Here is a 25,485-nt window from a genome sequence, read left to right as displayed (position 1 = left end):
ATATAAAGTCTTTTCATATAAAACCTTGAAGGAAGGGAGCGGAAACCTGTGAGATATAAAGTGAAACATTGGCTTAGATTAACTTCAGACGAGCGCTATCTTGTATTGTTTGCTACTGCTGCTTTGCAAAAAGAAAAGCGATAAAAGAGTTGTTAATAGTAAGGAAAGTAGCTTTATATGCTAACGAAAAGGTAATAAAAGGCCTGAAAATAATATATTATTTTCAGGCCTTTTATTGTTTTTAAACCTTTTTTAAGTCAACTGTTGAGAGATAGCTTCAGCCGTTTGTTTACCGTTTGTTATACACGCTGCAATGCCTACTCCATAGTAAGAACAGCCGGCTAATGTAATAGCGGGGTGCTTGTCATGCAATTTTTGAGTCAAGCTGCGTACGAGTTCACCGTGTTTAAGGTGATAGGTAGGCATCAATTTATCCCAATTGGTTACGTCGCTTTCAATGGGCTTCTCTTTGATCCCTAAGCTGTTTTCAATGTCCTTTTGTGCCACTGCTAGCAGCTCTGCTTTTGACATCGGCCGCAGGCTGTCAAAGTAGTGACTCGTGCTTTTATAAAATAAGCGAACTAACAAATTCCCTCGCTTAGAGGTGTGAGCCCATTTTTTGCTCGTCCACGTGCAGGCATTGGCGATTAAGTTGCTTGATTGAGAGGCAATAAACCCGGTGCCTTCAGCGGGAAGGTATTCGTCTGGAACGTCATAGCCGATGTACACGCTAATTAGAGAAGAATCTTTTAACTGCTCAAAGTCTTCGTTTAATTCGGGATCGTTCAACAGGTGCTGAGCAGCCGTGTGCGGTGTAGCTAACACCACGTAATCCGCTGAATGGGCTTGCCCCGGCGTACTGATTTGGTAACGTTCACCGTTCCGTTTTATGCTGGTGGTTGGCGTATCTTTTAAGATCGTTACATCAGAAAGCTCTTCTTCTAAGCGGTGAATAATCGTTGATAAACCTTGTTTAAACGAAATGAATTTTTTATTTCCTGCCGTTTTAAATTTTTTTTCATTGGCTCCCATTCCTTTGATGATGCTGCCGTACGTGTTTTTATAGTCGAGCAGATACGGGAGAGTCGAAGAAATCGTGAGTTTGTCTAAATCGCCAGAGTAGACGCCCGATAAAATAGGTGCAATTTGCTTTTCTACTAGCTCTTCTCCTAAAAAATGTTTTAAAAAGAGTCCAATTGAGCTGTCTTTCGTAAACGTTGTATTTTTAGTAATTAAGTCTTTTAAAGCTGTAATTTTAGCTTTTGAAGAAATCAGCTCGCTTTTAAAAAGAGATTCTACGCTTGTTGGAATACCGAACATGGTATCTTCAGGAATTGGAAGCAGCTCATTAGCAGAGTAAATAAACGATTTGCCCGTTTCGTTATAGACTAAATCGTTTGTTAAGTGCAGCTCTTCTAGCAGGGGCATAACATTTTCTTTTCGAGCTACAATAGAATCCGCCCCTTTTTCCATGATAAATTCCCCAGCTTCACGCGTATTGATTTTCCCTCCTAAATGGGAATGTTTCTCTAGTAATAATAATTTAAGCGGGAGATTACGTTCTCGTTTTAGTTTCTGCAAGTAGTACAGAGTGGTTAAGCCCGTAATTCCTCCTCCAATAACAGCGACCGTTTTCAAAATATTCACTCCTACATTTTCAACAATTAGTCTGTAATATACGAAAATCATACCACTATGACTAGGAAAAGTGTAATGAATTGATTGTGAACATAGTGTGTGCAAACACGAAAAGAAATATTGAAACTATACGATTAGATATTTTGAAATTACATAAAATAAAAGCTCATACACGTAGAGAAAATGACTGAGACGCAGCAGTGAAGAAAGGAGGAAGCATCATGCTCGGCGGTTTTATGGAAACGCTGAAAAAAGACTGGCTCGCTTTAGTATTAATAAGTGTTCTTATATGCGGTATTACCTTAAACGTACGAGCCGAAGAGAAGAGCGGACGAAGCGGATACATCGAACCAAAGCTAGTTTTTCCTGTGATCAGTGATGTTCATATTAAGGAAACAGGAACGCTTGATTTGCGTACTTTTCAACATGCATTAACGCAATTAAATGAACAGGCACCGAAACAAGATGCATTTGTAGTAGTAGGAGATTTGGCTGATACCGGCGCGTTAAAAGAATACGACCGCTTTTTTTCTATTTATAATCAAAATAAACAGCCGCAGGCCGTATCTCTTTTTACAATTGGTAATCATGAATACCGGGACAGCGTAACTAATCAGCAAGCGCAGCAGCGTTTTTTATCTAAAACCAAAATGAAAGCTCTTTATTTTCATCAAGTGATAAAAGGGTATCATTTTATCATGCTTGGAACAGAAAGCCGTCTGACCGCCGGTGATTATTCAATCAAACAAATTAACTGGCTTGGAGAACAGCTGAAGATAGCAAAGCGAGACGATCCTAAAAAACCGATTTTTGTCTTTATTCATCAGCCTATTAACAATACACTGTACGGGAAAAACAGATGGGGGATAGAAGTGAATGAACAGCTTCTTTACAATACGTTAAAACCTTATCCGCAAGTCATTACATTTTCTGGTCATACCCACCATCCGTTGGACGATCCTCGTACTATTTTTCAAAGAGATTTTACATCTCTTGCAACGTCTTCTGTTCGGTATATATGGCCTGGTGCTGGATATTTACAAGGTGAACTTCCTCCTGGCTACCGAGATGTGAGTCAAGGTCTTCTTGTAGAGGTTTATAATCGAAAAGTAGTAGTTAAAAGGCGAGATTTTCACGCAAATAAGTGGACAGGAGAAGCGTGGAAAATTGACATACCTGCAGATTTAAAAAAATTTCACTACACAAATGAACGAGATTTAGTAAAACCGATTTTTCTTCCAAGCTCTACTATTTCTGTTATACAAGAAAAAGCTTCATCGAATCAGCTTTATATCCAGTTTACGCAAGCGGTGGATAATCTGATGGTTCATTCTTATTGCATTACCGTCAAAAATAAAGAAACTGGAGAAGCGGTCAAAACATATAATGCATTTTCTCAATATTACAGCGATCCTGTTCCGGATGTTCTAAGTCTCCCGTTATCAGGTTTGCAGCCTCATACTGCGTATCAAATAGAAGTAGCGGCAGTGGATGCGTTTGACAATCAAAGCGACCAAAAATTAATCATTGAAGGCTCTACTAAATAGCTAAAAGAATCCTGATTTTTATTGATTCTTTTAACTTTTTTTCATCTGTTTTTAATGTTATTTTCATTAGATTTTTAAGTGGAGTTGCTACACTGAAACTGTATTTAAAGTAATAATATGTAATTTTCATGAAAGTATCAAAATCAAAAGGAGTTTGTATGAAAGGATCTTTTGTACGTTTTTTAGTAGTAGGGCTGGTCAATACAGGAGTAGGTCTCTCCATTATGTATGTGCTGCTTCATATCTTTCATCATTACTGGGCAGCAACGTTTGTGGGCAACGCAGCGGGGGCAGTCGTTAGCTACGTATTAAATCGAATATTTACGTTTAAAAGCGGAGTTCATTTATCTAAAAGCATACTGCGTTTTATTTTGGTTATTGGCGTTTGCTACGGTTTATCTTACTATATTGGACTGCAGTTCTCCAGCTGGTTATTGCACCAACTTCCTGCTGCTGTGCGTCCGTTCAAAAAAGACGTCGGTATATTGATTGGAACAGGTCTGTATACGCTTTTAAATTATACGGGTCAAAAATACTTTGTATTTAATGCAAAAAAAGAAGCAGCCGTCATACACGAGTAGCTTCTAGTAATTATGAAATAGAAATAGGTGTTAACAGATGAAGAAAGAAACAGCTATGAATAAAGAAAAAACATTGCTTATTATCGCTTTCCTTTTGCTGCTTGCGTATGTATCCCCTATGTTTTTGCTTGGGGAAAATTCACATATACGCGTGCACGATAATTTAGACTCAAATATTACGTGGTATAAAGTTCTGCATCGAAGCGGAGAGCTGTTTGGCTCCAGTCATGCCGTATTACCTCAAATTATTAACGGATTGCCGAGGAATACGTTTGGAACAGAATTTAGCGGTATTCAGTGGCTGTATGGTTTATTCCCGACCATGCTTGCATACAGCCTGAGTCAAACGATCACGCGCGTATTTGCTTTAATTGGAATGTACTTATTATTAAAAAAGCATTTTATCAAAAGCAAGGATGCTTATGCGATTCGAGTGCTTGTATCACTTGCTTTTGCACTTACTCCTTTTTGGCCTTCGGGGATGCTGAGTACATTAGGACAGCCGCTGGCGCTGTGGGCGTTTTTAACCATTCGAAACCGCGAAGGAACGTGGAAGGAATGGCTTACTCTTTTATTGCTTCCGTTTTACGCGAGCTTTGTGCTAGGGTTTTTCTTCTTTTTAGCAGCGATGGGGCTGCTATGGCTAAGAGATGCAGTAAAAAAACGAGCGTGGAATATGCCTTTTTTAAGCAGTATTGCAGCGATGACCGCTGTCTTTCTGCTCATTGAATACCGGCTTGTTGCTTCTCTTTTGTTTCCGGAGGCCCCGACGAGTCGAAATGAATTTTTAAGCTCTACTCTAAGTTTCGGACATTCCATTCGCCTTACTTTGAAGAACTATACGCTTGGGCATACACATGTAATGACGCTTCATACCTTTATCATTTTACCGCTTTCTTTTATTGTACTGTGGATTGTCGCTCGCAATCAGAAAGGAAAGCTTGAAAAAACGTTTTTGCAGTTATTTGTTCTTAATCTACTACTGTCGATTTGGTATGCGTTTTGGTTTTATAAAGGATGGGAGCCGCTAAAAGAAAAATTTCAGCTTTTAAATACGTTTAACTTTGCTAGATTTCATTTTTTACGCCCGCTCATTATTTATTTGATGTTTGCCGTTGGCGGCTATGTTTTATGGAAGCGGGGCAAAGCGTGGAAAAAGTTTGTGTGGGTGTGTTTGGTTTTACAGCTGCTTGTGTTATTTATAGCGAACCCTGAGCTTTATTATCGCTACAATCACGAGCCGTCAGTCAAAGAATTTTATGCTGTCCATCAATTCGATGAAATCAGCAGATATATAGGGAAACCTAAATCATCTTATCGGGTAGCAAGCATTGGGCTTCATCCATCAATTGCTCAGTATAACGGTTTTTATACGCTAGATACGTATAACAACTTCTATCCGTTAACGTATAAACATGAGTTTCGCAAAATCATTGCCAAAGAGCTTGATAAAAATAAAAAGTTAGAAAGCTACTATGATCACTGGGGCAACCGCTGCTATGTGTTTGTTAGCGAGCTAGGGAAAAAATATGATTACCGAAAAGACTCAACGAAAAAAATCCGTCATTTGCAGCTTAATATCAGCCAATTTAAGAAAATGGGCGGTCGCTATATCTTTTCAGCTGTTCCAATCGAAAATGCTGAAAGTGACGGTTTGCACTTTTTAAAAGCATTTAACGATAAACAGTCCGCTTGGAAAGTGTATGTATATGAAGCAAAGTAAGGGGGCAATAACATGAACAGACCTATTTTAACGATTGTTGTTCCATGTTACAACGAAGAAGAAGTATTCACAGAGACATCTTTTCAATTAACTACTGTAATAAAAGAACTGATAAATGAACGTCTTGTATCGAGTGAAAGCACCATTTTATTTGTCGACGATGGAAGCAAAGACAGCACGTGGTCGCTTATTGAAAAAGAAAGCTGCAGCAATTTATTTGTAAAAGGGTTAAAGCTAGCGCGAAATGTAGGACATCAAAATGCTTTGCTCGCAGGACTAGAAGTAGCCCATAAGCAATCTGATTGCGTCATTTCCATTGACGCAGATTTGCAAGATGATATCAGCGTCATTCGTACCTTTGTGGAGAAATATTGGCTCGGGTATGAAGTCGTATATGGTGTTCGAGACAGCAGAGAAACCGATACATTTTTTAAACGAACCACGGCAGTAGGGTTTTACCGTTTTATGAATAAGCTAGGAATTCAGCTCGTTCAAAATCACGCTGATTTTCGTCTCATGAGCAAACGTGCTCTTGGCGAACTCATGAAATATAAAGAAGGAAACGTCTTTTTACGAGGCCTTGTACCATTAGTAGGATTTCGCTCCACGGAAGTCACATATGACCGAAAAGAACGGACGGCGGGCGAATCAAAATATCCGTTAAAGAAAATGCTTGCTTTTGCATTCGATGGGATTACATCTTTTAGCGTAGCGCCGATACGCTTATTGACGCTGCTTGGAGGGGCTTCTTTTCTCTTTAGTATTGCATTTGGTATTTATGCGCTGATTCAAAAATATTTAGATCATACGCAAATCGGCTGGACGTCTCTTATTTTATCCATTTGGCTTGTAGGCGGCCTGCAGCTAATGGGAATGGGTCTTGTCGGAGAATACATTGGCAAGATTTTTAACGAAGTGAAACAGCGTCCTAAATATGCGATTGAAAGAGATTTATATACAAAACACTCATTAGACAAACAAAAAGATTTGCTTATGCATTAATTTAAGAAGCTTCTCCTAAATGGAGAGGCTTTTTTTTGTTAAAGCGTTTATCATAATTTTTAAGTGAACAGGAAATGCTACTACTAAAATTTCTAAGGAGATCAAAATCTATGAAAAGACTATTTTATACAGTCAGCACTTTTTGTTTTGTCTGGCTTGCTTTTGCAGCCATTCATGTCAGCGCTCTTTCGATTGAGAAGCTTCCAATGAAGAAATCATCTGAACAATGGTCGGTTGAACTGACAAAAGCGAGCATGACGGGAGATAATCAGCTAAAGTGGAAAAATAACGTCTATCATACATATGGATTAACCGTTGAAAACATTGGAAAAGACGTAGAGCGCGTGCAGGTCCAAGCTTTTCGGCACGAAGGAAAAAATAAGGCGAAATACAGCTTGTTTTCTCCTATTGAAAGGTCTAACTTAAGCAAAAGCGGTCAGCGTTTTCGCTATGCGAATTTTGCTGTTCCTGGAAAAGCGGCAAGCTTAGACATCATGATCAACTGGACGGACGAACAAGGTAATCATCAAGAGCATTTTGAATTTAAATAAAAGTCTTCGCCTAGGCGAAGACTTTTATTTTGCAGGAATTTATCCTCGCATGTAGAAAACGAACACGAAAGGAGAGATCGATAATGATTGCAAAAGCTACTGAAGAAGAATTACAGGAAATTCGGACGAAATCTGCTGATGCGCTGTTTGAAGGAACAATGAAGCAGTTTCATCCGTCAGCTGAACGCGTAAATGAACTAGTTGGTAGTGCCTTTGAAAAAGGCTGTTATTATTTAGTTTCAAGACAAGAAAATAAACTCGCAGGCTGGGTTCTTATCGGCCCATCTACCGACTTCTTTTCAAAAGAAGAAATTGGCTTTATCTACGAATTATATGTTGTACCGGAATACCGCGGGCAAGGTTTAGCCAAGCCGTTAATACAAAAAGCAATTGATGAATTGTCTATCAAAGGATACCCTGAAATCAGACTCAGCGTTCATGCTGGGAATTTTGCACAGCATGTGTATCGTGACCTTGGATTTGTAGATAAACAAATATCAATGACCTTACAGATGGTAAAACGTCCGTAACGTTGGTGAATATCAGCGAGTCCATAAAACATAAGATGTTATACACGCGATGAGGTTTGGCAGTGAAAGTAAAAGTAAATAAGTAGCCCAAACGGCTCCTTTATCTAGTACTTCAACGGCTCCTTCACCTGTATTATCTGAGGAAGGGGGATCTTCAAGCGCGTTCATAACTAAAGCTGCCGCAGCTAAAATAATTCCTCCGATGCTTCCCGTTGTTTTGACAATTGCAATATGGAAAGTAGATGAAAAAGCAATAGTAAGAAGCAGCAGCAAGCTTCCCAAAAAAGCAGATAACATATATCGTTTCATGTGCTCACCATCCTTTATGAAATCATACCATATTTTACTTCTTTTTTCTTTTTATTGAAAAGCTATTGACGTAACCTATAAAACATATTAGAATAGTCAGAAATAATTTAAAAACGAAATATTCTTATCTAGAGAGGTGGAGGGACTGGCCCTTTGAAGCCTCAGCAACCACAATTATTGAATGGTGCTAATTCCAGCATAGCCTAGCTCTGACAGATAAGAAGAGGAATCTTTTTCTATGATGAAATCCTCTTCTTAGGAAGAAACATTTCGTATAGAAAAGGTGAGGACATTGAACAGTAGACAAACAGCGTTAAGCACTGATGATTATTTAGATCTATACTTATTAGCCAAAGAAATAAAAGACGAAACGTGGCAGCAGGAAACTTTAGCGGCGCTAAAAACGCAGCAAAATCGTTCATTTGAAGAAAAACAATCCGCCCTAGTTCAAGAGATATGGGAAGATTTTAAACAGTTAAATGAAGATATTTCTTTTACGTATCGCTTGATTCAAAAAGAGCCAACTAACGAACAATTTCAGACTAAATTAAGGCACTTGAGAGAACGGCGGATCACGCTGAGCCGTGAGTTATATTTAGCTAAAAAACAGTATGTTGAACACACGCAATAAAAAGATCCGCTTGATAAACAAGCGGTTTTTTTGCGTGAAAATGTTAGAATCGTTATATTTCGGGTAGTAAATAGATAAGACAAGCAAAGGAGGGATAACAGTGGCCCAAGGTGTATTATGTGAAGTGAATGAGTGCATGTATTGGAAATCCGGAAATAAATGCAGTGCAGAGTCCATTTACGTTGTGAGTCCTGAAAGTAGTCACCATGTTTCTGAAACGGAAGAACCTGGCTGTAAAACTTTTGAACCCGCGAGATAAATGCTAGTTTTTATAAAAAAGCATAAAATGAACGATGCGCTGACGGAGTTGAGTCGGCGTTTTTCTATTTTTTTAAAATACTATTGCTTAAGTGCAATAATAAATACATATTAAAATAGCAGGGTCTATGTCTAATTGTGCGTTTAAACAAAATGATAAGATAATTTTTTTGTTTTTCGACAAAAGAAAAATGAGAGAAAGGTGATAGAATACAAATATACAGCCTAGCTGTCTTTTAGCACAAACTTATATGAAAGCGCTAACAAAAAAGGCTGTGTTCATCTCGTTTTGACAGATTGGAAAAAGGGGAGACGTTTATGCAGGGGAAAACTCAGGGGAAAGAATTGAAACGCGGGTTAGAAGAAAGACATGTGACGCTGATGTCCTTAGGAGCAGCCATAGGGGTAGGACTGTTTCTTGGATCTGCATCTGCTATTAAATTAGCAGGACCGGGAATATTATTGGCGTACGGATTTAGCGGAATGATTATGTTTTTTATTATGAGAGCACTTGGAGAAATGGCGATTCAAAAACCTGTTGCAGGTTCATTCAGTAAGTACGCACGCGACTACTTAGGGCCGCTTGCCGGTTATTTAACAGGTTGGAACTACTGGTTTTTATGGGTTGTAACATGTATGGCTGAAATTACAGCCGTTGGTATTTATATGGGGTATTGGTATCCGGATGTACCAAACTGGATTTGGGCGTTATCGGCGCTTGTTATCATGACAACGGTTAACTTCTTAGCTGTTAAGGCATATGGTGAACTGGAATTTTGGTTTGCACTTATTAAAATTTTAGCGATTGTATTAATGATTGCCGTTGGATTATTAATGATTGTGTTTGGAATCGGCAACGGCGGCGTTGCGACTGGTATCAAAAACTTGTGGGACAACGGCGGACTGTTCCCGAACGGATTTAAAGGCATTTTGCTGTCGCTGCAAATGGTCATGTTTGCATATTTAGGAATTGAAATGATCGGCGTTACCGCGGGAGAAGTGAAAAATCCGGAAAAATCTCTAGCAAGAGCGATTGATTCTGTCTTTTGGCGTATTCTTATTTTCTACGTTGGTGCATTATTTGTCATTATGTCGATTTATCCGTGGCAAGAAATCGGTTCACAGGGAAGCCCTTTTGTATTAACATTTGAAAAAATCGGCATTCCAGCGGCGGCTGGTATTATTAACTTTGTCGTGCTAACAGCAGCTCTTTCTTCTTGTAACAGCGGTATTTTTAGTACAGGCCGTATGCTGTTTAACTTAGCAGAGCACGGAGAAGCACCAAAAGGATACGGCCAGCTTACAAAAGGCGGCGTACCGGGAAAAGCTGTTTTAGCATCAGCGGGTGCTTTATTAGTGGGAGTAGCGTTAAACTACATTGTGCCTGCCAAAGTATTTACGTGGGTAACAAGCATTGCAACATTCGGTGCGATTTGGACATGGGGAATTATTTTGCTTTCTCAAATTAAGTATCGCAAAACGTTAAAAACAGGTGAAGAGGCAAAGCTGAAATATAAAATGCCTTTATTTCCGTTAACATCTTATGTGTCACTTGCGTTCCTAGCGCTGGTGGTGGTTCTCATGGCATATAATCCAGATACTAGAATTGCAGTTGTCATCGGACCATTATGGTTTATCGGTCTTATTATCGCGTACTATGCAAAAGGATTCCACAAACGAAGTCAAGGTTCAGCTGCAGCTGAGCAAAAGCTAGTGAAATAAAAGAAAAGACCTCTTTCTTGGAAAGAGGTCTTTTTTCATTAGTTTATGTGCGAATGATTAGTTTGTTTTAAGGGATCATTGGTACGTATGAATAATGTAGAAAATATTCTATTTATTCTGTACTATTTAGTTAGAGAATTCGTTAATGATTAAGTGGTAATTGAAAGTGGATAAGTATGTTAGTTTTACGCTTTTTAACGCCGTACAGTGCATCGAAAAGTTGGGAGGAAATAGGCAGAAATGATAGAAAGATTTAGTGAAAAAGACATAAAGGATTTGCTAGTGCTATCTAAGTTGGAAAAATGGGATTATAGCGAAGCGGATTTACATACGATTTTTTCATCTGGAGACGTATTTGGTCATAGAAATGAGAAAGGTAACATTGTATCAAGCGTAGCAGTAATTTTGTATAAAAATCAGTCAGCTTTTATAGGAATGGTAATTGTGAGAAAAGATTACCGAAAACAAGGGTTAGCCGGGCAGCTCATGAAGCACTGTTTGCAAACTCTTTCCCCTGAGGTGAATGCCTACTTAATTGCGACAAAAGAAGGTGAGCACTTATATAAAAAAGCAGGGTTTAAAACCGTGGACTATGTAAGTAAATATATAAGCAGTGAATACATACCAAGAGCATTTAAAGCTTCAGGGGTTTATACACGATCCTTAACGAGAAGGGACTTCAAAGAGGTTGTAAAGCTTGATGAAGCAGCATTTGGAGATAATAGAAAGCTATTTTTAAAAAGTAGAATTCAGCAAGCTGAAAAAGCAGTTGTCTTACAAAACGAACAAAATAAAATGACGGGTTATGGTTTAGCGGTTCGTACCCCAAGCAATATCGTGATTGGTCCTGTAGTTGCTCCAAACGCTGAAGCAGCAATGCTAGTCATTGATGAACTAGCGAAGAATTACAAAGAAAAGCTGAGAATTGACCTGTCTTCTCATGAGGAAACGTTAAAGAAACTTATGGAAAATCACGGATTTCAGCTTCAAAATGAGCCTCCTGTTATGGCGTATGGTGTCAATCCCCTACCTGCTAGACAGGGCAATCTTTTTGCTATAGCAGCTCAGGCGTTTGGATAAAAAGAAAGGAGAAGCTCCTTTCTTCGCGTCTACCGAATTCTATCAATTTTAAATCCGTTATCAATTTGATGAAAGCCGACTTTTGGATAGTAGTTCATAGCAGAAGGAGCGGAAAGTAAAATCAGCGCGATTTCTTCGCCGATTTCTGATTGAACGTGTTTGATTAGCTGTGTACCGATTCCTTGATTTTGATAATCTTTTACAACAGCTAAATCCGATAAATAGCAGCAATAGCTAAAATCTGTTAACGCTCTGGCTATGCCAATGAGTTCGCTGTCGTTCCAAGCGGTGATAGTAAGAGAAGCATGATCAAGCATTCTTTGAATTCGATCAAGGTCTTGTGCAGGACGTTTAATACCGGAATGTACAAATACTTCAGCAGCTTGTTCCGCGCGGATTGAGACGTTGGTTTTATAAGTGATAGTCATTGCGTCATCTCCTTGATTTATAAGATATAGTCCAGTATATGAAGAACCTGAACTGAGAGTAAGTGTCAGAAACAGCGAATTTAATAGTATCAGTTAGAAAGGAAAGAACACTATGTTAGAGTTAATGCCTTTGCTTGATAAAAGAAAAGCAGATCCCTTATACATGCAGCTTTATATCTACATAAAGAAACAAATTCAAAAAGGTACCATTCCGCCTCTTGAAAAACTGCCTTCTAAACGAAAGCTAGCTCTTCATTTAAGCATTAGCCAAAATACGGTTGAAGCAGCTTATGTACAGTTAGAAGCAGAGGGCTATATCGAGATACTAGCCAGGAAAGGGGCATTTGTAAAAGAGATAAAAAATGAAGTTGTGCTTCAAGAACTGCCTCCCGCCTATGTCTCTTTACCGCAAGAAGAACGGAAATCAACTGTCATTGACTTTAGCCATGGAAAGGTAGACGTAGAAAAATTTCCGTATAACACGTGGAAAAAGCTAACGGTTCAAACTATTTATCATGATGAAAGCCAGCTTTTTTACAGCGGACATCCACAGGGCGAACTGCTTCTTCGCCAAGAAATTGCAGCGTATCTTTATCATTCAAGAGGAGTGCGCTGCACGGCGGAGCAAATTGTGATAGGTGCAGGTACGCAGTATCTTATGTGGCTGCTTTCTGTCACGTTGGGGAAAGAAAAAATAATTGGGTTTGAAAATCCGGGTTTTCACCGAACGAGGCACGTTTTTCAAGAACAAGGCATGTCAGTTATCCCTATTTCTCTCGATAATTCTGGCTTGAAAGTGAAGGAACTGAAAGAAAGCGGAGCGGATGCGGTGTACATTACGCCGTCTCATCAATTTCCTATTGGGATGGTCATGCCGATAGCAAGAAGACTTGAACTACTAGAGTGGGCGGCAGAAACGAACAGCTATATTATAGAAGATGACTATGACGGAGAATTTCGCTATAAAGGAAAACCGATTCCGGCCCTTCAAGGATTAGATCAAGACGATCGCGTTATTTATACGGGTACGTTTTCAAAATCGTTGATGCCTTCTCTTCGAATAAGTTATGCCGTGCTGCCACACCGGCTTCGTACAAGCTATGTGAAGCACTGTGGACTTTTTAAACAGCCTGTTTCAAGGCTTCATCAGCATACGCTTTTGCTGTTTATGAAAGAAGGGCACTGGGAACGTCACTTGAATAAAATGAGAACAACGTACCGTAAAAAACAAGCGCTGCTGCTAGATTGCTTGACTACTATTATGGGAGATCATGTAGATGTTATTGGAGAACATTCAGGCTTGCATATTCTTCTTGAGGTGAAAAATGGAATGAGTGAGCAGAAACTAATAGAAGCAGCTGCCAAGCAAGGGGTAACGATTTATCCAACGTCTATTTATTATCATAGTGCCGGTGATAACAACACGCCCTATGTATTGCTTGGATTTGCTGGACTGTCTGACGAAGAGATAAAAACGGGCATAGATTCGCTGTTTAAAGCTTGGTTCGTCCAATAAGAAGTGAAATTAAAGAGTTCTTTAAACAAAAAGACTTTAAACGGTCTATTTTAGCGAGAGAAATAGATAAGAACCAGCGCGTTTGATTACACAGACTGCGCCGGTTTTTTGTCTGAAAATCGAGAGTTTGTGAAAATTAGTGAATCTGTAGGTAAAGGAAAGTTTGATAGGAAGAAGATGCTTCTTGTAAGGAAGATACAAATGCATGAAAAAGCGGCGTTACATTCATGCGGTTATTTCTCGACCAGTCGTGGTTTACGAAAAATGATTTTCTTAGTTCGGCTGTGAGTTCAAGCTGTACTCCGGCTTTTAGCAGATTATCGTTTACAATATTTTGCTCGCTTGTTCCGGCTATATCAGAAGGGGCGTCACGGACTGTAAAGCCGTGTTTGCGCAGCGATTGCTTTACCAGCTCTTTATAAAGCTGATTTTTTCCGCCTACATATACGATAGGCTGACTGCCGCTGTAGCCGTGAATCGTCAAAACGGACATGCTTTGCTGAGCCATTCCTCTAGCAGTGGGTTCGTCAAAGTTTTCTGAGGTTATGTGCAGAACTCCGTTGTTAGTTGATTTGATGCCTTCGAATAAATAGTAAGAAGCGGAAAAATGATCGGCGAGTTCTTTGGCGACTTCTGATGTACCCGGTTCAATTCCTCCGCCATGAATGGCCATAATGGATAGGTAGCTAAAGCGCTGCTCGTAGCGAATATCGTAGTCTTGGTGAAGAATTTCGTGCTGCTGCAGTTCGGCATAAGAGGAGTAATAGTCACCGCTTGCATAAGAGGGAGGGAGAATCAAAAAGCAGCACATGAAAGGCAACAAAATGCTTGTACTCCATTTGAATAAACGATTCATCAATAATCACCTCTATTTATCCTATGATAAATAGAGGTGATTATTAGTATTTCCGTCCGATATAGAGTAAATGAGAAGAAAGTCCAAGGTGATAAGAACTTGATGCTTGTTGAATAAGCAGTTGAACGATGCTGTCCATTTCTTCAGGGGACTTTTCTTTCCAATAAGTCCATTCCTCAGAATTAACGGACGAAGCAACGTTAGAGGCAATCAGCTCGATGTATTGAAATCCATGCTTCTTTAAAAAAGGAATAATATCCTCAATATTAGCGTAATAAGCATGAGTAAACCGGCCTTCTTCGGCATGATCAAAGCAGCCTGATTCATAAAAATCATGCAGCGCTTTTGCCGTGTTGTTTGGTTTTAAACGCTCCGGGGATGTTAAAGAAGAAATGACGTGCTGGACGCGCGGCATAAACGAAATAAAGACAGTTCCGCCTGGTTTTGTGACTCGATACAGCTCTCGAACTGCTTGAATACGATCTTGTTTCTTCTGCAAATGATACATTGGTCCAAGCATTAATGCCGCATGAAATTGTTCATCGAAACAACATTGAAGATTCCTGGCATCCGCCACCTGAAAATCATGAAATGCATCATATACCTGCCGTTCTAAAGCTTTTTCTTTGGCTTTCTCAACTAATTGCGGCGTCAAGTCAGTTAAAGTTAATTCGTAGCCGCTTTCCGCTAGTTTCAAAGCATATCTTCCCGGTCCGGCACCGTTATCTAAAATATGTCCGCTGGGAGGAAGGTGCTTTTTGATAAAATGCCAGTTTACTTGAAACTCAATAGGCTCGCGTTCTAATCTTCCCCACTCATCAAATCTGCTGTAATAATTGATGATTTTATCCAATTTGATTAGCCTCCACTTCAAAAATTAGTTATAGTAAATTATAACAAAAATAGAAATAGTTAATAGGTGCGTTTGTGAAAAAATGAAGATGAAGAGAAAGGAGGGGGAAAAATGACCGCAGCTTTTATTAGTCGTCTAGCTCTATCGGGTCTGTTAGGAGCTTTGGTTGGATTAGAAAGAGAATTTAGAGCAAAAGAAGCGGGCTTTCGCACTCATTTTTTAGTTGCTGTCGGTAGCACGCTAATTATGCTAATTTCGAAATACGGCTTTTCGGATGTGCTTCATCAAGATCATATGGCTCTTGATCCGAGCCGGGTTGCCGCACAAGTAGTAAGCGGTATTGGTTTTTTAGGAGCAGGTATGATTATTATTCAAAAGCAGCATATTAGAGGGCTCACAACAGCCGCAGGCGTATGGGCAACGTCGGGAATTGGTTTAACCATTGGGGCGGGTATGTATACAGTCGGCATTAGTGCAACTATACTGGTGCTGATTGGCTTAGAAATATTGAACGTAATGTTTACATCTCTTTCTACGCATTCCATTTTAATTAAGTTTCGTGCAGCGAATCAAGAGGATATTTATGAGCTTCTTGATAAGATTGAAAGGGAAAATATTATGATTTCATCCTATGAAATTCACCGAGATCATCATCAAGGTGAACTGCTCTATTTTGTTGAAATAAAAGGAAAAGCAAAAAAGAAAGGGAATAAAGTAGAATTGATTAAATCAATTCATTCTATGGCTCATGTGTTATTTATTGAAATTGAATAAGTACTTATTTATTTTTTGTCAAAGAGATTAAGACATAACTAAATTAATCTAAAGTCGAACAAATGGATAAAGGGGCCAGTATGGATCGTTTAGTACACCGCAGTTGATTTCCATGCAAGGCTTAGCTTTCCGCGGGCGGCCGGTGAGCCTCCTCGCCGCTTGCGCTCCTGCGGGGTCTCACCTGTTCCGCTTTTCCCGCAGGAGTCTTTGCCTTGCCCTCCAATCAACCGCTAGAAGTACCTACATATATAAAACCTACGTTCGGATCTTCCTTCAACTAGAATACTTTTGCTCCAGTCTCTTTATTTGTTCTCTATCTTGCTTAAACTGTTTCGCCGTGTTTTAGCAAAGCAAAAAAAGGCTATTACCTAAATATAGAGAATTTTACTGGAGGTTATAAAATGAAAATTGGAGTGGTAGGCGCTACAGGAAAAGCAGGAAGTTTTATCGTGAAAGAGGCTTTAAATCGCGGGCATGACGTAACAGCAATTGTACGTGATGCGGGCAAAGTAGAAGAAAAGGATGTTCGTACATTGGAAAAAGATATCTTTGATATTACGGCAAACGATATTGAAGGTTTCGACGCAGTAGTGAATGCGTTTGGAGCTCCTGAAGGAAAAGAACATCTGCATGTAGAAGCGGGGCAGTCGTTAATTCATGTATTTAAACAAGCTCCGGACGTTCGTCTTCTTGTTGTAGGAGGAGCAGGCAGTTTGTTTGTCGATGAAGAGAAGACGACGCGTTTAGCAGATACGCCTGATTTTCCAAAAGAATATAAAGCGACAGCTGACAACCAAGCTCAAAATTTAAAAGACTTAGAAAGTACAAGCGATATTAATTGGACGTTTATTAGCCCAGCAGCATTTTTTAATCCTTCAGGAAAACGAACGGATGCTTATAAAACAGGAAAAGATCATGTTATTTTAAACTCAGAAGGAAACAGCCATGTCAGCTATGCTGATTATGCTATTGCTGTCATTGATGAAATTGAGCGAGGAGAGCATGTAAACGAACGCTTTACCGTTGTATCCGACGCTAGATAAAGGAAAAGCCGCTTTATGCGGCTTTTTTTTGTGAGTGATATACTATGAAAAAAGAAAAGGAGTACAGCAGAAAATGAATAATACAAAAAACGTAACGCTAGCGTGTTATAGTGAAGCGTACGACTCGTCTATACATAGCTATACGCTGCCTGAAGAGCAGCTTATTTATACGGCACTTCCCGCTGAAGCCTTAGCTAATTGTGAGCAGGAAAAGGACAGAACGCCCGTTTTGATTTTGGCAGAAAACAAAGTAGCCGGCTTTTTCGTGCTCGACGCAGGGGAAGCCGTTAAAGAATATACCGAGAGCTCCGGCGCGCTTTTAATACGGTCGTATTCCATTCATCCTGATTATCAAGGAAAGGGAGTTGGCAAAAAGTCATTGAAACTTCTTCCTTCTTTTATCAACCATCACTTTCCGACTAAAAATGAAGTGGTGCTAGGCGTGAACTATAAAAACACGGCCGCGCAGCATCTGTACAAAAGAAGCGGCTTTGTCGATACAGGCCGGCATATTTTTGGAAGCCAAGGAAAGCAGTTTATTTATCAGATGGACATAAAAAAAGCTTGAACAAGAGTTCAAGCTTTTTTCTTATATAACAAGGAGGAAGCTAGAGAAAATAGGCAGCGCTACAAGGGACGTTTTTAATACGGGAGCAGGTACGCGATTTGTAAACTTTGCTCCAATATATGAACCGACCATTGTGCCGACTACTACTTGGATCAACAGCGGAATATCTAAAAAGCCCTGCTGATAATAGCCCATTCCTCCGCCGATGGCAATCGGAATAATAACGAGCATAGTCGTTCCGGCCGACTGACGAATAGACAAGCCTAACACCATCATAAGGCCAAGCTGGATAAATGGAGTTGATCCAATTCCAAACATTCCTGACAGAGCGCCTGTGATTAAGCCGATCAGTAAAGAGTAGACGACAAATTTAGCTCCTGTTGGAATCGTACGTTCTTTTTGCTGACGGGAAAATAAAAACATTCGCAGCCAAAGTAAAACGCCAGATAATAAAAGCATACCGGCTGTTAGCCACTTTAGCTCGCCTTCTGGGATAAAGGATGAAAGGTTAGACCCACTCCAAGCGCCTAATGCACCGAGGATACCAACAGAGATACCGGATTTTAAAGATACGTTACCTTCGCGGTAATGACTGACTGCGCCAGATAAAGAAGAGAAAATCATTGCGGTAAGAGCCGTTGCAAGTGCAACGTGAACAGATACGCCGTACAGCAGCGTTAAAATTGAAATAATAAAACCTGATCCGCCTGCTCCGACAAATCCTAAGATCAGTCCGACGGCTAACATTGTTAAAACAATTGAAACATCCATAAACTAATTCCTTCTTTCAACACTTATTCTATGCAGACACATAACATTTTTAGCAAGTGCTACGTTCTTCATTTAAACATGATTTTTTTATGACGTCCAATGTATAATTTATATGAAATTGATAGTATTATGTAATAAGTAAAGGATGTGAAAAAATGGAATGGCAGCAGCTCGAATATTTTAATGTTGTAGCTCAAACGGAACATTTCACAAAGGCCGCAGAAAAATTATCAATCGCGCAGCCTACGCTCAGCCGCTCAATTTCTAAATTAGAATCAGAGCTTGGCGTGCCGCTATTTGAACGAAAAGGAAGACAAGTCATTTTAAATCGATATGGCCGGCTTTTTTATGAACGAACGGCTAAAGTATTAAACGAAATGGAAGAAGCTAAACGTGAGCTTTCAGATTTAATCCACCCTCACCGCGGCAGTATTTCGTTTGCTTTTTTAAAATCATTAGGCGCTTCGTCGGTCCCAAAACTAGTTCATGCTTTTTTACAAGAGTATCCGAACGTTCAATTTCAAATTTTTGAGAACGCCACGAACATCATGCTCGATCAGCTTCAAACGGGGGAAATTGATTTTTGTATGTCTTCCGTAACGGAATCTAGGGCAGGAATTCAGTGGGAATATTTATGGAAAGACGAGCTGTACGCGTATGTCCCTGATACGCATTCTTTTGCCTCAAAACAAGTGCTTTCGATTTCAGAGTTGGCTCATGAATCGTTTATCGCGTTAAAAAAAGGATACGGAAGCCGAACAATTTTTGATCAGCTGTTTGACGAAGCCGAGATTGTCCCAAATATTACGTTTGAAGGAGAAGAATTTTTGACGGTAATTGGTTTTGTAGCGGCTCATTTAGGGATTGCCTTGCTTCCTGAAATAAAGGGAGTGGACTTACGAGGCATTAAAAAAATAAAGCTCAAAGAAGACACAGCTTCAAGGGTAATTGGGATTGCGTGGAACAAGGATAAATATTTAACTCCTGTTGCGAAAAAGTTCCAGGAATTTTTAATTCAGTATTTCAAAGACCATCATACAGGAGGAAAACGATGAAGAAAATTGCTTGCCTGCACGCTCATCATTCGAACATCTCTTATATAGAAAAAGCGCTGCCGTTTGCGAACTGTATGCATTTCGTAGACCCTGGACTTGTACATCGGGTAACAACCGACCCTAAGTTTGCAGCGGAGTCAGCAGCTGCAAAAGTAGAAAAGCAGTTAAAGTGGATGGAAGAATGTTCAGCGGATGCTATTTTACTTACGTGTACGAATTACATTGCTCTTTTACCAGAAGCATTTACAAGCGATATTCCAATTATTAAAATTGATGAGCCTTATTTTCACCGAATATGTGAAATAGAAGAACCGCAGCTTATCGTGTTTACAAATCCGGAGACCGTAGAAGGAACAATGAAGCGTCTAGACGAATTTGCATTTTATCAAAATGTAAAGATAAAGGTTCGCCCTGTTGTGATAGAAGGTGCTTTTGAACTAGTAATGACTGGAAACCTAAAGAAGTATAAACAGAAGGTAAAACATGTCTTACATGAGCTAATAAAAGAGCATAACACTGTTGTTTCAGTGGCACAGCTCTCAATGGTAGAAGCAGCGGAGGAGGTAAGCGACCGTATTATTACGCCTCTTCAACCGTTAGCGGAAGAAGTAAGAAAAACAATTATTAGGTCATAAGAAATGAAAGGAAGAAAAAATAAATGGTAAAATATTCACTTTATTTTGACAAAAATTTCATTTCTTTATATGATAAGTAGTGTTATAGAAACCACTTATTATAATAGGGGAGGCATCGTTTTGTGAAGAAAGCAAATGCACGCGATAAGATTTTAGAAACAGCATCGCGGCTTTTTCAGCTGCAAGGCTATCATGCAACAGGATTAAATCAAATTATTAAAGAGAGTGGGTCGCCAAAAGGGTCTCTTTATTATTATTTTCCAAAAGGGAAAGAAGAACTGGCGATTCACGCTGTTCAATATACGAATAAATACGTACAAGTTCAAATTAAAGAAAGTCTAAATAAATCTTCTGATGCAGCGCAGGCTATTCAGTATTTTATTGAAGAATTGTCCAAGCAGTTTGAACACGAAGAAAGTATTGCTGGTATGCCTGTTGGACTGCTGGCTGGAGAAACGGCTCTTATTAATGAACCGCTGCGCGAAGTCTGCTACGCAGCGTTTCAAGATTGGGAAAAACTTTTTAGAGAAAAAATGATAGAGAGCGGATTTCAAGAGAAGCAGGCAGGAGAGCTTGCAATTGTGATTAACTGTATGATCGAAGGAGGAATCTTGCGTTCGTTAACAGAGAAAACAAGCGCTCCTTTGCAGCAGATTCAGCAGCAGATTCCAGTGCTTGTTCGTAAATAAAAAGTGAGGCTGGGACATCACAAAATGAATCTAATCTAAAGACTAACAATCGGGATACATGAGCTGAACTGCTTGTGACATCGCTGTTGATTTCCGTGCAAGGCTTCGCTTTCCCCGCAGGAGTCTTCGCCTTGTCCTATAATCAACAGCTAGAAGTAGCTACCTACATGAAACCTACGTTCACTATAATCATAAAAAAACACGAACTATTCATCCTTTTTGATAGATAGTTCGTGTTTCACTTTAACTAAACTATTATGTCCTCGATTCTTTTTTATAGATTGACGGAATTTGGCATATATTGATAAAATTTAAAGGTATATTTTCTGAAAATTCTATTTCTTGAAAAGGGAAAGAAAGGAGTAGCTTGTGATTTTTACTATTATTCAAGCTGATGATACGTGGGCACTATGGGGAATTTTAGCAATTTGGGCTTCTGTTAGTATTTTTCTCGAACAAAAGTATAAGTGGGCTTCTTTTCTGTCAGGAGCTATTATTGCGCTAGCAGGAGCGCTTATCCTATCAAATTTAAAAATCATTCCAACAGAGTCGCCGGTTTATGATGCGGTTTGGGCGTATCTAGTACCGCTTGCCATTCCATTATTGTTATTTCAAGTCAATATGAAAGAATTATTTCAAGAAAGCCGGAAACTGCTTTTTATTTTCTTAATCTGTGCAGTAGGAACGGTCATAGGGAGCACGGTAGGCTTCTTGTTATTAAAAGATTATATTCCTGAACTAGCAAAAATTGCAGCTGCTATCGGCGCTTCTTATGTAGGTGGAGGGGTTAACTTTGCTACCGTTACGGCCAAATTTGAACCATCAAGTCAAATGGTTTCGGCGACGGTGGTTGCTGATAATATGGTCATGGCTTTGCTGTTTGCCGTGTATATGTTTGTTCCTTCTATGAAGTTTTTTAGGAAACATTTTAAGACACCTCATATTCAAGAAGTAGAGGCTGGGCAATATGGAGAAAATGATCGTCATACGCTTGCAGAAAAATATTGGGCGAAAAAAGAAATTTCGTTAAAAGACGTGGCGGCTTCAATTGGTACATCATTTTTTCTAGTGGTTGCATCGTTTAAATTAGCCGAATGGTTTGGAACAATCATTCCAACTGGTCCAAATGTTTCGGTAGTTCAAACGTTATTACATACTATTTTGAGCGAAAAATATTTATTGCTTTCCACACTTACGTTTCTTGTCATTTATCTGTTTCCTTCTTATTTTAAAAACATTAGCGGAAGCCAAGAAATCGGCACGTACTTCATTTATATTTTCTTTGTTGTCATTGGAGTGCCGGCGTCCATTCCATTAATTGTTGAAAAAGCATCGCTTTTGATTCTATTTGTGCTCATTGTGGGAATGAGTAATTTAATTGTGGGGCTGCTTTTAGGAAAAGTATTTAAAATTGATTTAGAACATATTTTACTGGCGAGCAATGCAACGGTAGGGGGACCTACGACAGCAAGTGCAATGGCGATTGCTAAAGGATGGGGAAGTTTGGTTGGTCCTATCTTGGTAGTAGGAACGCTTGGCTATATTATTGGTAACTATATCGGCTTTGCACTTGGCTATTGGTACTTAACATTTTAAATAAAAAAACGCCGCCTCTGATGACTCAAAGGAGGCGTTTTTTTATTTAGCGTGCTTGACTGCTGATGATCGATAAAAGCGGCCTTTAAAGATATACGTAGCTGTAATAAATAAATAGATAGCCAGTGTAATAGTCGTAATAACAACGGAGGTTGTGCAGATAACACCAATTAAAATAGCGCTTAGTGCAATTAGGGCAGCCCACGTCGTATAAGGAAACCATTTAACAGAGTAGCTGCTTGATGCTTCTGGCTGAACTTTGCGGGACTTTAAGTGTGCGATCGCAATAATCAACCAAATAAACAACACGGTATATCCTAAGGATCCCATCAAATAATCAAATGTTTTACTTCCTGCAAATAAGGAAATCAACACGCCCACATAAAGGGATGATGTACACATTAAGATTGCATAGACAGGAACTTTATTAACAGAAAGTTTCGAAAATATCTTCGGCACTCGACCGTCTACTGCTTGCGTATATAAAATACGTGATGAACCGTAAAGTCCTGAGTTCATTGAAGAAATAACGGCTAACAAGATCACGGCATTCATAATATGATCTGCTCCGGGAATTCCAATCATGTTAAATACCATCACAAAAGGACTTTGAGAAACGCCGTTCACTTCATTCCAAGGAATCAAGCTCACGATGATAAAAAACGGGAACAGATAAAAAGCAATGATGCGCGTTAATGTACTGCGCACGGCTTTTGGTACTACTTTTTCAGGGTTTTTTGTTTCAGCTAGCGTCACCCCGATGATTTCAGTTCCACCGTAAGAGTAGATGACAACTAGCATCGCTGTAATTAACCCAGTTGGTCCTTTAGGGAAGAAACCGCCGTGATCACTTAAATTCGAAAAACCCGCTGCGGTATGGTGACCAAATGATACAAATAGTAATAGAAGTCCAGCGATGATAAAGATCACAATGACCGTGATTTTAATTAAGGCTAACCAGTATTCCGTTTCAGCAAATGCTTTAACCGAAAGCAAGTTAATAACTGTGACAATAACGGATACGCCTAAAGCAAGCATCCAAATTGGATAATCAGGAAGCCAGTACTGAATAAAAATAGCTGCTACAACGGCTTCAGCTGCAATGTTTAACACCCACATTTTCCAGTAAATCCAGTCTAAAAAATAAGCGGGGTAGCTTCCTAAAATCGACTGAACTAAATCACGAAACGTTCGTGCGTCACTGTTTCGAACCGCCATTTCAGCAAGACCTTGCATAATGAATAGTAAAATAATTCCGCCAATTAAATAAGCAATGATAACTGATGGTCCTGCCATATCAATAGCTGAGCTGCTTCCTTTAAATAAACCAGCGCCAATTGCTCCACCTAGCGCCATCATCATAATGTGACGTGAAGTCATTGTTCGCTGTAAACCTTGGTTGTCCTTCTTCATGACTTTTCCCTCCACTTTTTTATAAAATAAAAAAAGCTTATCGTCTCCTACCTCATTATCAAATGAGAGAAGAGACGATAAGCTTTAGCTGACCGCGGTACCACTCTTGTTGGCTCTTAAAGAACCCTGCTTAAAACCTGATAACGAAGGTTAGACGTTAAAACTTAGAGAATACTTCTGCATTCTTTCTGAATTACCACTCCTGGGCGAGTTCAAAGTATTATTGGACTACGTTGCACCAACCCGTAGCTCTCTTGACCGAATAATAAGCTTCTACTACTCCCAATCGCTGTGTTTTTGATTAAAATCTGAAAGTTCTTGATGAATAACCATTACTATACGTGCTTCTTTTTTCTTTGTCAACAGCTATTTTTTTAAAAATAAAATGATGGAACTTTGGTTTTTTTAGAACTCAGGACTGGTTATTTTGGTAAAAAAATCAGTCGTTTCACCTAATTTTCACCAACTCTGCTTACATTAAGAAATATGAAAAAGAGGTTGTTTTGACAAATACATAGGTGAGGAGAATGAATAGAGTGAAAAAGATGATGTATGTCCGGTTTGGACTGGATCTTTTAATGGCCGTTACGTTTGTTTTATTTTTTAACAAACAAGTATTGGGAGGGTTAACGTTTCATGAAATTGCGGGGCTAGCGATTGCCGTCGCGTTTTTTACCCACGTGCTGCTAAACTGGCAGTGGGTAAAGAGAGTTACGGTTAAATTATTTGACCGCAAGCTTCCGCGCAGAACAAAGTTCGGTTATTTTTTAAATATCATGCTGTTGATTACGATGTCATTTATTATGATTAGCGGTATTTTTATTTCAAGAGTAGTATTTCCGAATATTAATATTGGTAATGAACAGTGGTTTAAGGTTTCGCATATTTCAGTATCATTTTTAGTGTTAATTTTAGTAGCCGCTCACATAGGTCTTCATTGGCAATGGGTTATAAATGTATGTAAAAATATGACGAAATTCCAAAAGTCAAAGAAAAGCTTGAACATAGCAGCTAAGCTCGCAACCGTTGCACTGTTAGTCGTTGGCATATACGAAATAAATGAGACGGGTTTTCTTGGAAAGCTTGGAGGAGTAACGAGAGTGCTGAATTTAAGTTCCTCAGATATGCCGCAAAAAGGCGGTGGGAAGCCGGATCTTGATCGCCATTCATTTAGCGAGAACAAATCTTCTGCGATGGCATCTGCTGGTCACGAACGTCCGAACTTTGATCACGATGGCGGAGGTTTGGAAAGAGGGATGAAAGGAAAAGAAGGCGGTTTTGAAAGTCCGAATCCTTTTGTTGTAATCGGTACTTATTTTGCTATTATGTCGGTTTTTATTATTGTTATTTATTATATTGAAAAAATATTAGCAGGAGTAAAAAGACGCAAAAAAATGGCGGGTCCGGCTGTGGAAATTTAAAATAAAAAAGCTTTCTATTTCACTGTTTTTTCATCGTACAGAAGTAAAATTATTTATGTAAAAGCGAATGCTTTGCAAAATTAATATGAGATAAACTTAGGTGGTGGAAATGGTGAAACAACACACACAGCCTGAAACGGAACATAAGAAAAATTGGTTTATTAATGCGCTATTGAATTTTGGTATTTATAAAAAAGGAAATCGGCATCTATACGAACTGACACTTCAAGAGTTAGAAGCTCAATATGTAAAAGTAAAAGCATTTATGTATAATCAAGAACCTCTTTCGCAATGA

Annotated in this window: 28 protein-coding genes, 1 riboswitch and 1 other annotated feature; of the genes, 20 read left to right on the top strand and 8 right to left on the bottom strand. The window is 39.2% G+C overall.

All coding sequences use genetic code 11. The features are described 5' to 3' along the window. Nucleotides 1–252: 252 nt before the first annotated feature. Nucleotides 253–1,638, bottom strand: coding sequence for a protoporphyrinogen oxidase (locus JNUCC25_RS19955; protein ID WP_029323884.1), 1,386 nt, complete (start codon nucleotides 1,636–1,638; stop codon nucleotides 253–255). 221 nt (nucleotides 1,639–1,859) lie between these two features. On the opposite strand from JNUCC25_RS19955, the gene JNUCC25_RS19950 reads away from it, so the two are divergent. From JNUCC25_RS19950 to JNUCC25_RS19925, 6 genes are all read left to right on the top strand, one after another. Continuing rightward, nucleotides 1,860–3,185 carry a metallophosphoesterase gene (locus tag JNUCC25_RS19950; RefSeq protein WP_454222376.1) on the top strand — a complete coding sequence of 442 codons (1,326 nt, stop codon included), beginning with the start codon at nucleotides 1,860–1,862 and terminating at the stop codon, nucleotides 3,183–3,185. A gap of 158 nt (nucleotides 3,186–3,343) precedes the next feature. Continuing rightward, nucleotides 3,344–3,766, top strand: coding sequence for a GtrA family protein (locus JNUCC25_RS19945; RefSeq protein ID WP_029323880.1), 423 nt, complete (start codon nucleotides 3,344–3,346; stop codon nucleotides 3,764–3,766). A gap of 37 nt (nucleotides 3,767–3,803) precedes the next feature. After that, the gene (locus tag JNUCC25_RS19940) at nucleotides 3,804–5,489 is read left to right on the top strand and encodes a DUF6044 family protein (protein WP_029323878.1); all 1,686 of its coding nucleotides are present in this window, start codon (nucleotides 3,804–3,806) and stop codon (nucleotides 5,487–5,489) included. Between the two features lie 12 nt (nucleotides 5,490–5,501). Next, nucleotides 5,502–6,491, top strand: coding sequence for a glycosyltransferase family 2 protein (locus JNUCC25_RS19935; protein WP_064472052.1), 990 nt, complete (start codon nucleotides 5,502–5,504; stop codon nucleotides 6,489–6,491). A 110-nt stretch (nucleotides 6,492–6,601) separates the two neighbouring features. Then, on the top strand, nucleotides 6,602–7,042 hold the full coding sequence (locus JNUCC25_RS19930; RefSeq protein ID WP_013058656.1) for a hypothetical protein: 441 nt from the start codon (nucleotides 6,602–6,604) through the stop codon (nucleotides 7,040–7,042). Between the two features lie 83 nt (nucleotides 7,043–7,125). After that, nucleotides 7,126–7,572, top strand: a complete 447-nt coding sequence (locus JNUCC25_RS19925) for a GNAT family N-acetyltransferase (protein WP_029323874.1) — start codon at nucleotides 7,126–7,128, stop codon at nucleotides 7,570–7,572. Nucleotides 7,573–7,584: 12 nt separating this feature from the next. Here JNUCC25_RS19925 and JNUCC25_RS19920 read toward each other — a convergent pair whose 3' ends face one another. Beyond that, a complete protein-coding gene (locus JNUCC25_RS19920; protein ID WP_029323872.1) occupies nucleotides 7,585–7,881 on the bottom strand; it encodes a hypothetical protein in 297 nt (98 codons plus the stop codon). Between the two features lie 121 nt (nucleotides 7,882–8,002). Beyond that, nucleotides 8,003–8,104, top strand: a riboswitch (SAM riboswitch). A gap of 69 nt (nucleotides 8,105–8,173) precedes the next feature. Here JNUCC25_RS19920 and JNUCC25_RS19915 point away from each other — a divergent pair. The 4 genes from JNUCC25_RS19915 (at nucleotide 8,174) to JNUCC25_RS19900 (ending at nucleotide 11,572) form a co-directional block, all read left to right on the top strand. Then, a complete protein-coding gene (locus tag JNUCC25_RS19915; RefSeq protein ID WP_013058653.1) occupies nucleotides 8,174–8,512 on the top strand; it encodes a hypothetical protein in 339 nt (112 codons plus the stop codon). Nucleotides 8,513–8,612: 100 nt separating this feature from the next. Then, on the top strand, nucleotides 8,613–8,771 hold the full coding sequence (locus tag JNUCC25_RS19910; RefSeq protein ID WP_016765258.1) for a DUF1540 domain-containing protein: 159 nt from the start codon (nucleotides 8,613–8,615) through the stop codon (nucleotides 8,769–8,771). Nucleotides 8,772–9,088: 317 nt separating this feature from the next. After that, nucleotides 9,089–10,492 carry an alanine permease AlaP gene (gene alaP / locus JNUCC25_RS19905; protein ID WP_013058652.1) on the top strand — a complete coding sequence of 468 codons (1,404 nt, stop codon included), beginning with the start codon at nucleotides 9,089–9,091 and terminating at the stop codon, nucleotides 10,490–10,492. A 240-nt stretch (nucleotides 10,493–10,732) separates the two neighbouring features. After that, entirely contained in the window at nucleotides 10,733–11,572 is an 840-nt protein-coding gene (locus tag JNUCC25_RS19900) for a GNAT family N-acetyltransferase (protein WP_029323869.1), read from the top strand. A gap of 29 nt (nucleotides 11,573–11,601) precedes the next feature. On the opposite strand, the gene JNUCC25_RS19895 is transcribed toward JNUCC25_RS19900, so the two are convergent. Beyond that, nucleotides 11,602–12,000, bottom strand: a complete 399-nt coding sequence (locus JNUCC25_RS19895; protein ID WP_013058650.1) for a GNAT family N-acetyltransferase — start codon at nucleotides 11,998–12,000, stop codon at nucleotides 11,602–11,604. Nucleotides 12,001–12,112: 112 nt separating this feature from the next. On the opposite strand from JNUCC25_RS19895, the gene pdxR reads away from it, so the two are divergent. Continuing rightward, nucleotides 12,113–13,516 carry a MocR-like pyridoxine biosynthesis transcription factor PdxR gene (gene pdxR, locus JNUCC25_RS19890; protein ID WP_029323867.1) on the top strand — a complete coding sequence of 468 codons (1,404 nt, stop codon included), beginning with the start codon at nucleotides 12,113–12,115 and terminating at the stop codon, nucleotides 13,514–13,516. A 136-nt stretch (nucleotides 13,517–13,652) separates the two neighbouring features. On the opposite strand, the gene JNUCC25_RS19885 is transcribed toward pdxR, so the two are convergent. Continuing rightward, complete coding sequence (locus tag JNUCC25_RS19885; RefSeq protein ID WP_029323865.1) at nucleotides 13,653–14,372, bottom strand: poly-gamma-glutamate hydrolase family protein; 720 nt, start codon at nucleotides 14,370–14,372, stop codon at nucleotides 13,653–13,655. Between the two features lie 43 nt (nucleotides 14,373–14,415). Then, nucleotides 14,416–15,225 (bottom strand): class I SAM-dependent methyltransferase, encoded by an 810-nt coding sequence (locus tag JNUCC25_RS19880; RefSeq protein WP_029323863.1) that lies wholly within the window; start codon nucleotides 15,223–15,225, stop codon nucleotides 14,416–14,418. A 111-nt stretch (nucleotides 15,226–15,336) separates the two neighbouring features. On the opposite strand from JNUCC25_RS19880, the gene JNUCC25_RS19875 reads away from it, so the two are divergent. Then, on the top strand, nucleotides 15,337–15,999 hold the full coding sequence (locus JNUCC25_RS19875) for an MgtC/SapB family protein (protein WP_013058646.1): 663 nt from the start codon (nucleotides 15,337–15,339) through the stop codon (nucleotides 15,997–15,999). An 89-nt stretch (nucleotides 16,000–16,088) separates the two neighbouring features. Here the strand turns inward: JNUCC25_RS19875 and JNUCC25_RS19870 are convergent, their stop codons facing one another. Beyond that, the gene (locus JNUCC25_RS19870) at nucleotides 16,089–16,226 is read right to left on the bottom strand and encodes a hypothetical protein (RefSeq protein WP_170960223.1); all 138 of its coding nucleotides are present in this window, start codon (nucleotides 16,224–16,226) and stop codon (nucleotides 16,089–16,091) included. A gap of 174 nt (nucleotides 16,227–16,400) precedes the next feature. On the opposite strand from JNUCC25_RS19870, the gene JNUCC25_RS19865 reads away from it, so the two are divergent. Then, nucleotides 16,401–17,042 carry an NAD(P)-dependent oxidoreductase gene (locus JNUCC25_RS19865; protein WP_028415060.1) on the top strand — a complete coding sequence of 214 codons (642 nt, stop codon included), beginning with the start codon at nucleotides 16,401–16,403 and terminating at the stop codon, nucleotides 17,040–17,042. A gap of 73 nt (nucleotides 17,043–17,115) precedes the next feature. Further along, nucleotides 17,116–17,610, top strand: a complete 495-nt coding sequence (locus tag JNUCC25_RS19860; protein ID WP_029323858.1) for a GNAT family N-acetyltransferase — start codon at nucleotides 17,116–17,118, stop codon at nucleotides 17,608–17,610. A gap of 21 nt (nucleotides 17,611–17,631) precedes the next feature. Here JNUCC25_RS19860 and JNUCC25_RS19855 read toward each other — a convergent pair whose 3' ends face one another. Then, the gene (locus JNUCC25_RS19855) at nucleotides 17,632–18,381 is read right to left on the bottom strand and encodes a sulfite exporter TauE/SafE family protein (RefSeq protein WP_454222371.1); all 750 of its coding nucleotides are present in this window, start codon (nucleotides 18,379–18,381) and stop codon (nucleotides 17,632–17,634) included. 155 nt (nucleotides 18,382–18,536) lie between these two features. Here JNUCC25_RS19855 and JNUCC25_RS19850 point away from each other — a divergent pair, with 155 nt between their 5' ends. The 4 genes from JNUCC25_RS19850 to JNUCC25_RS19835 all read left to right on the top strand — a co-directional run bounded on the left by JNUCC25_RS19850 (nucleotide 18,537) and on the right by JNUCC25_RS19835 (nucleotide 22,356). Then, the gene (locus tag JNUCC25_RS19850; protein ID WP_013058642.1) at nucleotides 18,537–19,436 is read left to right on the top strand and encodes a LysR family transcriptional regulator; all 900 of its coding nucleotides are present in this window, start codon (nucleotides 18,537–18,539) and stop codon (nucleotides 19,434–19,436) included. Next, nucleotides 19,433–20,071: a hypothetical protein gene (locus JNUCC25_RS19845; RefSeq protein ID WP_064472049.1), complete on the top strand. Its 639-nt coding sequence runs from the start codon at nucleotides 19,433–19,435 to the stop codon at nucleotides 20,069–20,071. Before JNUCC25_RS19850 ends, JNUCC25_RS19845 begins: the two co-directional genes overlap by 4 nt. Before the next feature lie 122 nt (nucleotides 20,072–20,193). Then, on the top strand, nucleotides 20,194–20,760 hold the full coding sequence (locus JNUCC25_RS19840) for a TetR/AcrR family transcriptional regulator (RefSeq protein WP_013058640.1): 567 nt from the start codon (nucleotides 20,194–20,196) through the stop codon (nucleotides 20,758–20,760). 369 nt (nucleotides 20,761–21,129) lie between these two features. Continuing rightward, nucleotides 21,130–22,356 (top strand): DUF819 family protein, encoded by a 1,227-nt coding sequence (locus JNUCC25_RS19835; protein ID WP_029323853.1) that lies wholly within the window; start codon nucleotides 21,130–21,132, stop codon nucleotides 22,354–22,356. Between the two features lie 42 nt (nucleotides 22,357–22,398). On the opposite strand, the gene JNUCC25_RS19830 is transcribed toward JNUCC25_RS19835, so the two are convergent. Beyond that, complete coding sequence (locus tag JNUCC25_RS19830) at nucleotides 22,399–23,769, bottom strand: amino acid permease (protein ID WP_029323851.1); 1,371 nt, start codon at nucleotides 23,767–23,769, stop codon at nucleotides 22,399–22,401. A 67-nt stretch (nucleotides 23,770–23,836) separates the two neighbouring features. Beyond that, nucleotides 23,837–24,068: a binding site (T-box leader), on the bottom strand. A gap of 237 nt (nucleotides 24,069–24,305) precedes the next feature. On the opposite strand from JNUCC25_RS19830, the gene JNUCC25_RS19825 reads away from it, so the two are divergent. Both JNUCC25_RS19825 and JNUCC25_RS19820 read left to right on the top strand, forming a co-directional pair. Then, on the top strand, nucleotides 24,306–25,190 hold the full coding sequence (locus JNUCC25_RS19825; RefSeq protein WP_454222368.1) for a DUF4405 domain-containing protein: 885 nt from the start codon (nucleotides 24,306–24,308) through the stop codon (nucleotides 25,188–25,190). Between the two features lie 109 nt (nucleotides 25,191–25,299). Further along, the gene (locus JNUCC25_RS19820) at nucleotides 25,300–25,485 is read left to right on the top strand and encodes a Fur-regulated basic protein FbpA (RefSeq protein WP_013058636.1); all 186 of its coding nucleotides are present in this window, start codon (nucleotides 25,300–25,302) and stop codon (nucleotides 25,483–25,485) included.

Source organism: Priestia sp. JNUCC 25 (assembly GCF_053667915.1).
Note: the sequence above shows the minus strand (reverse complement) of the source record. Positions and strands in the feature narration are given on the sequence as shown.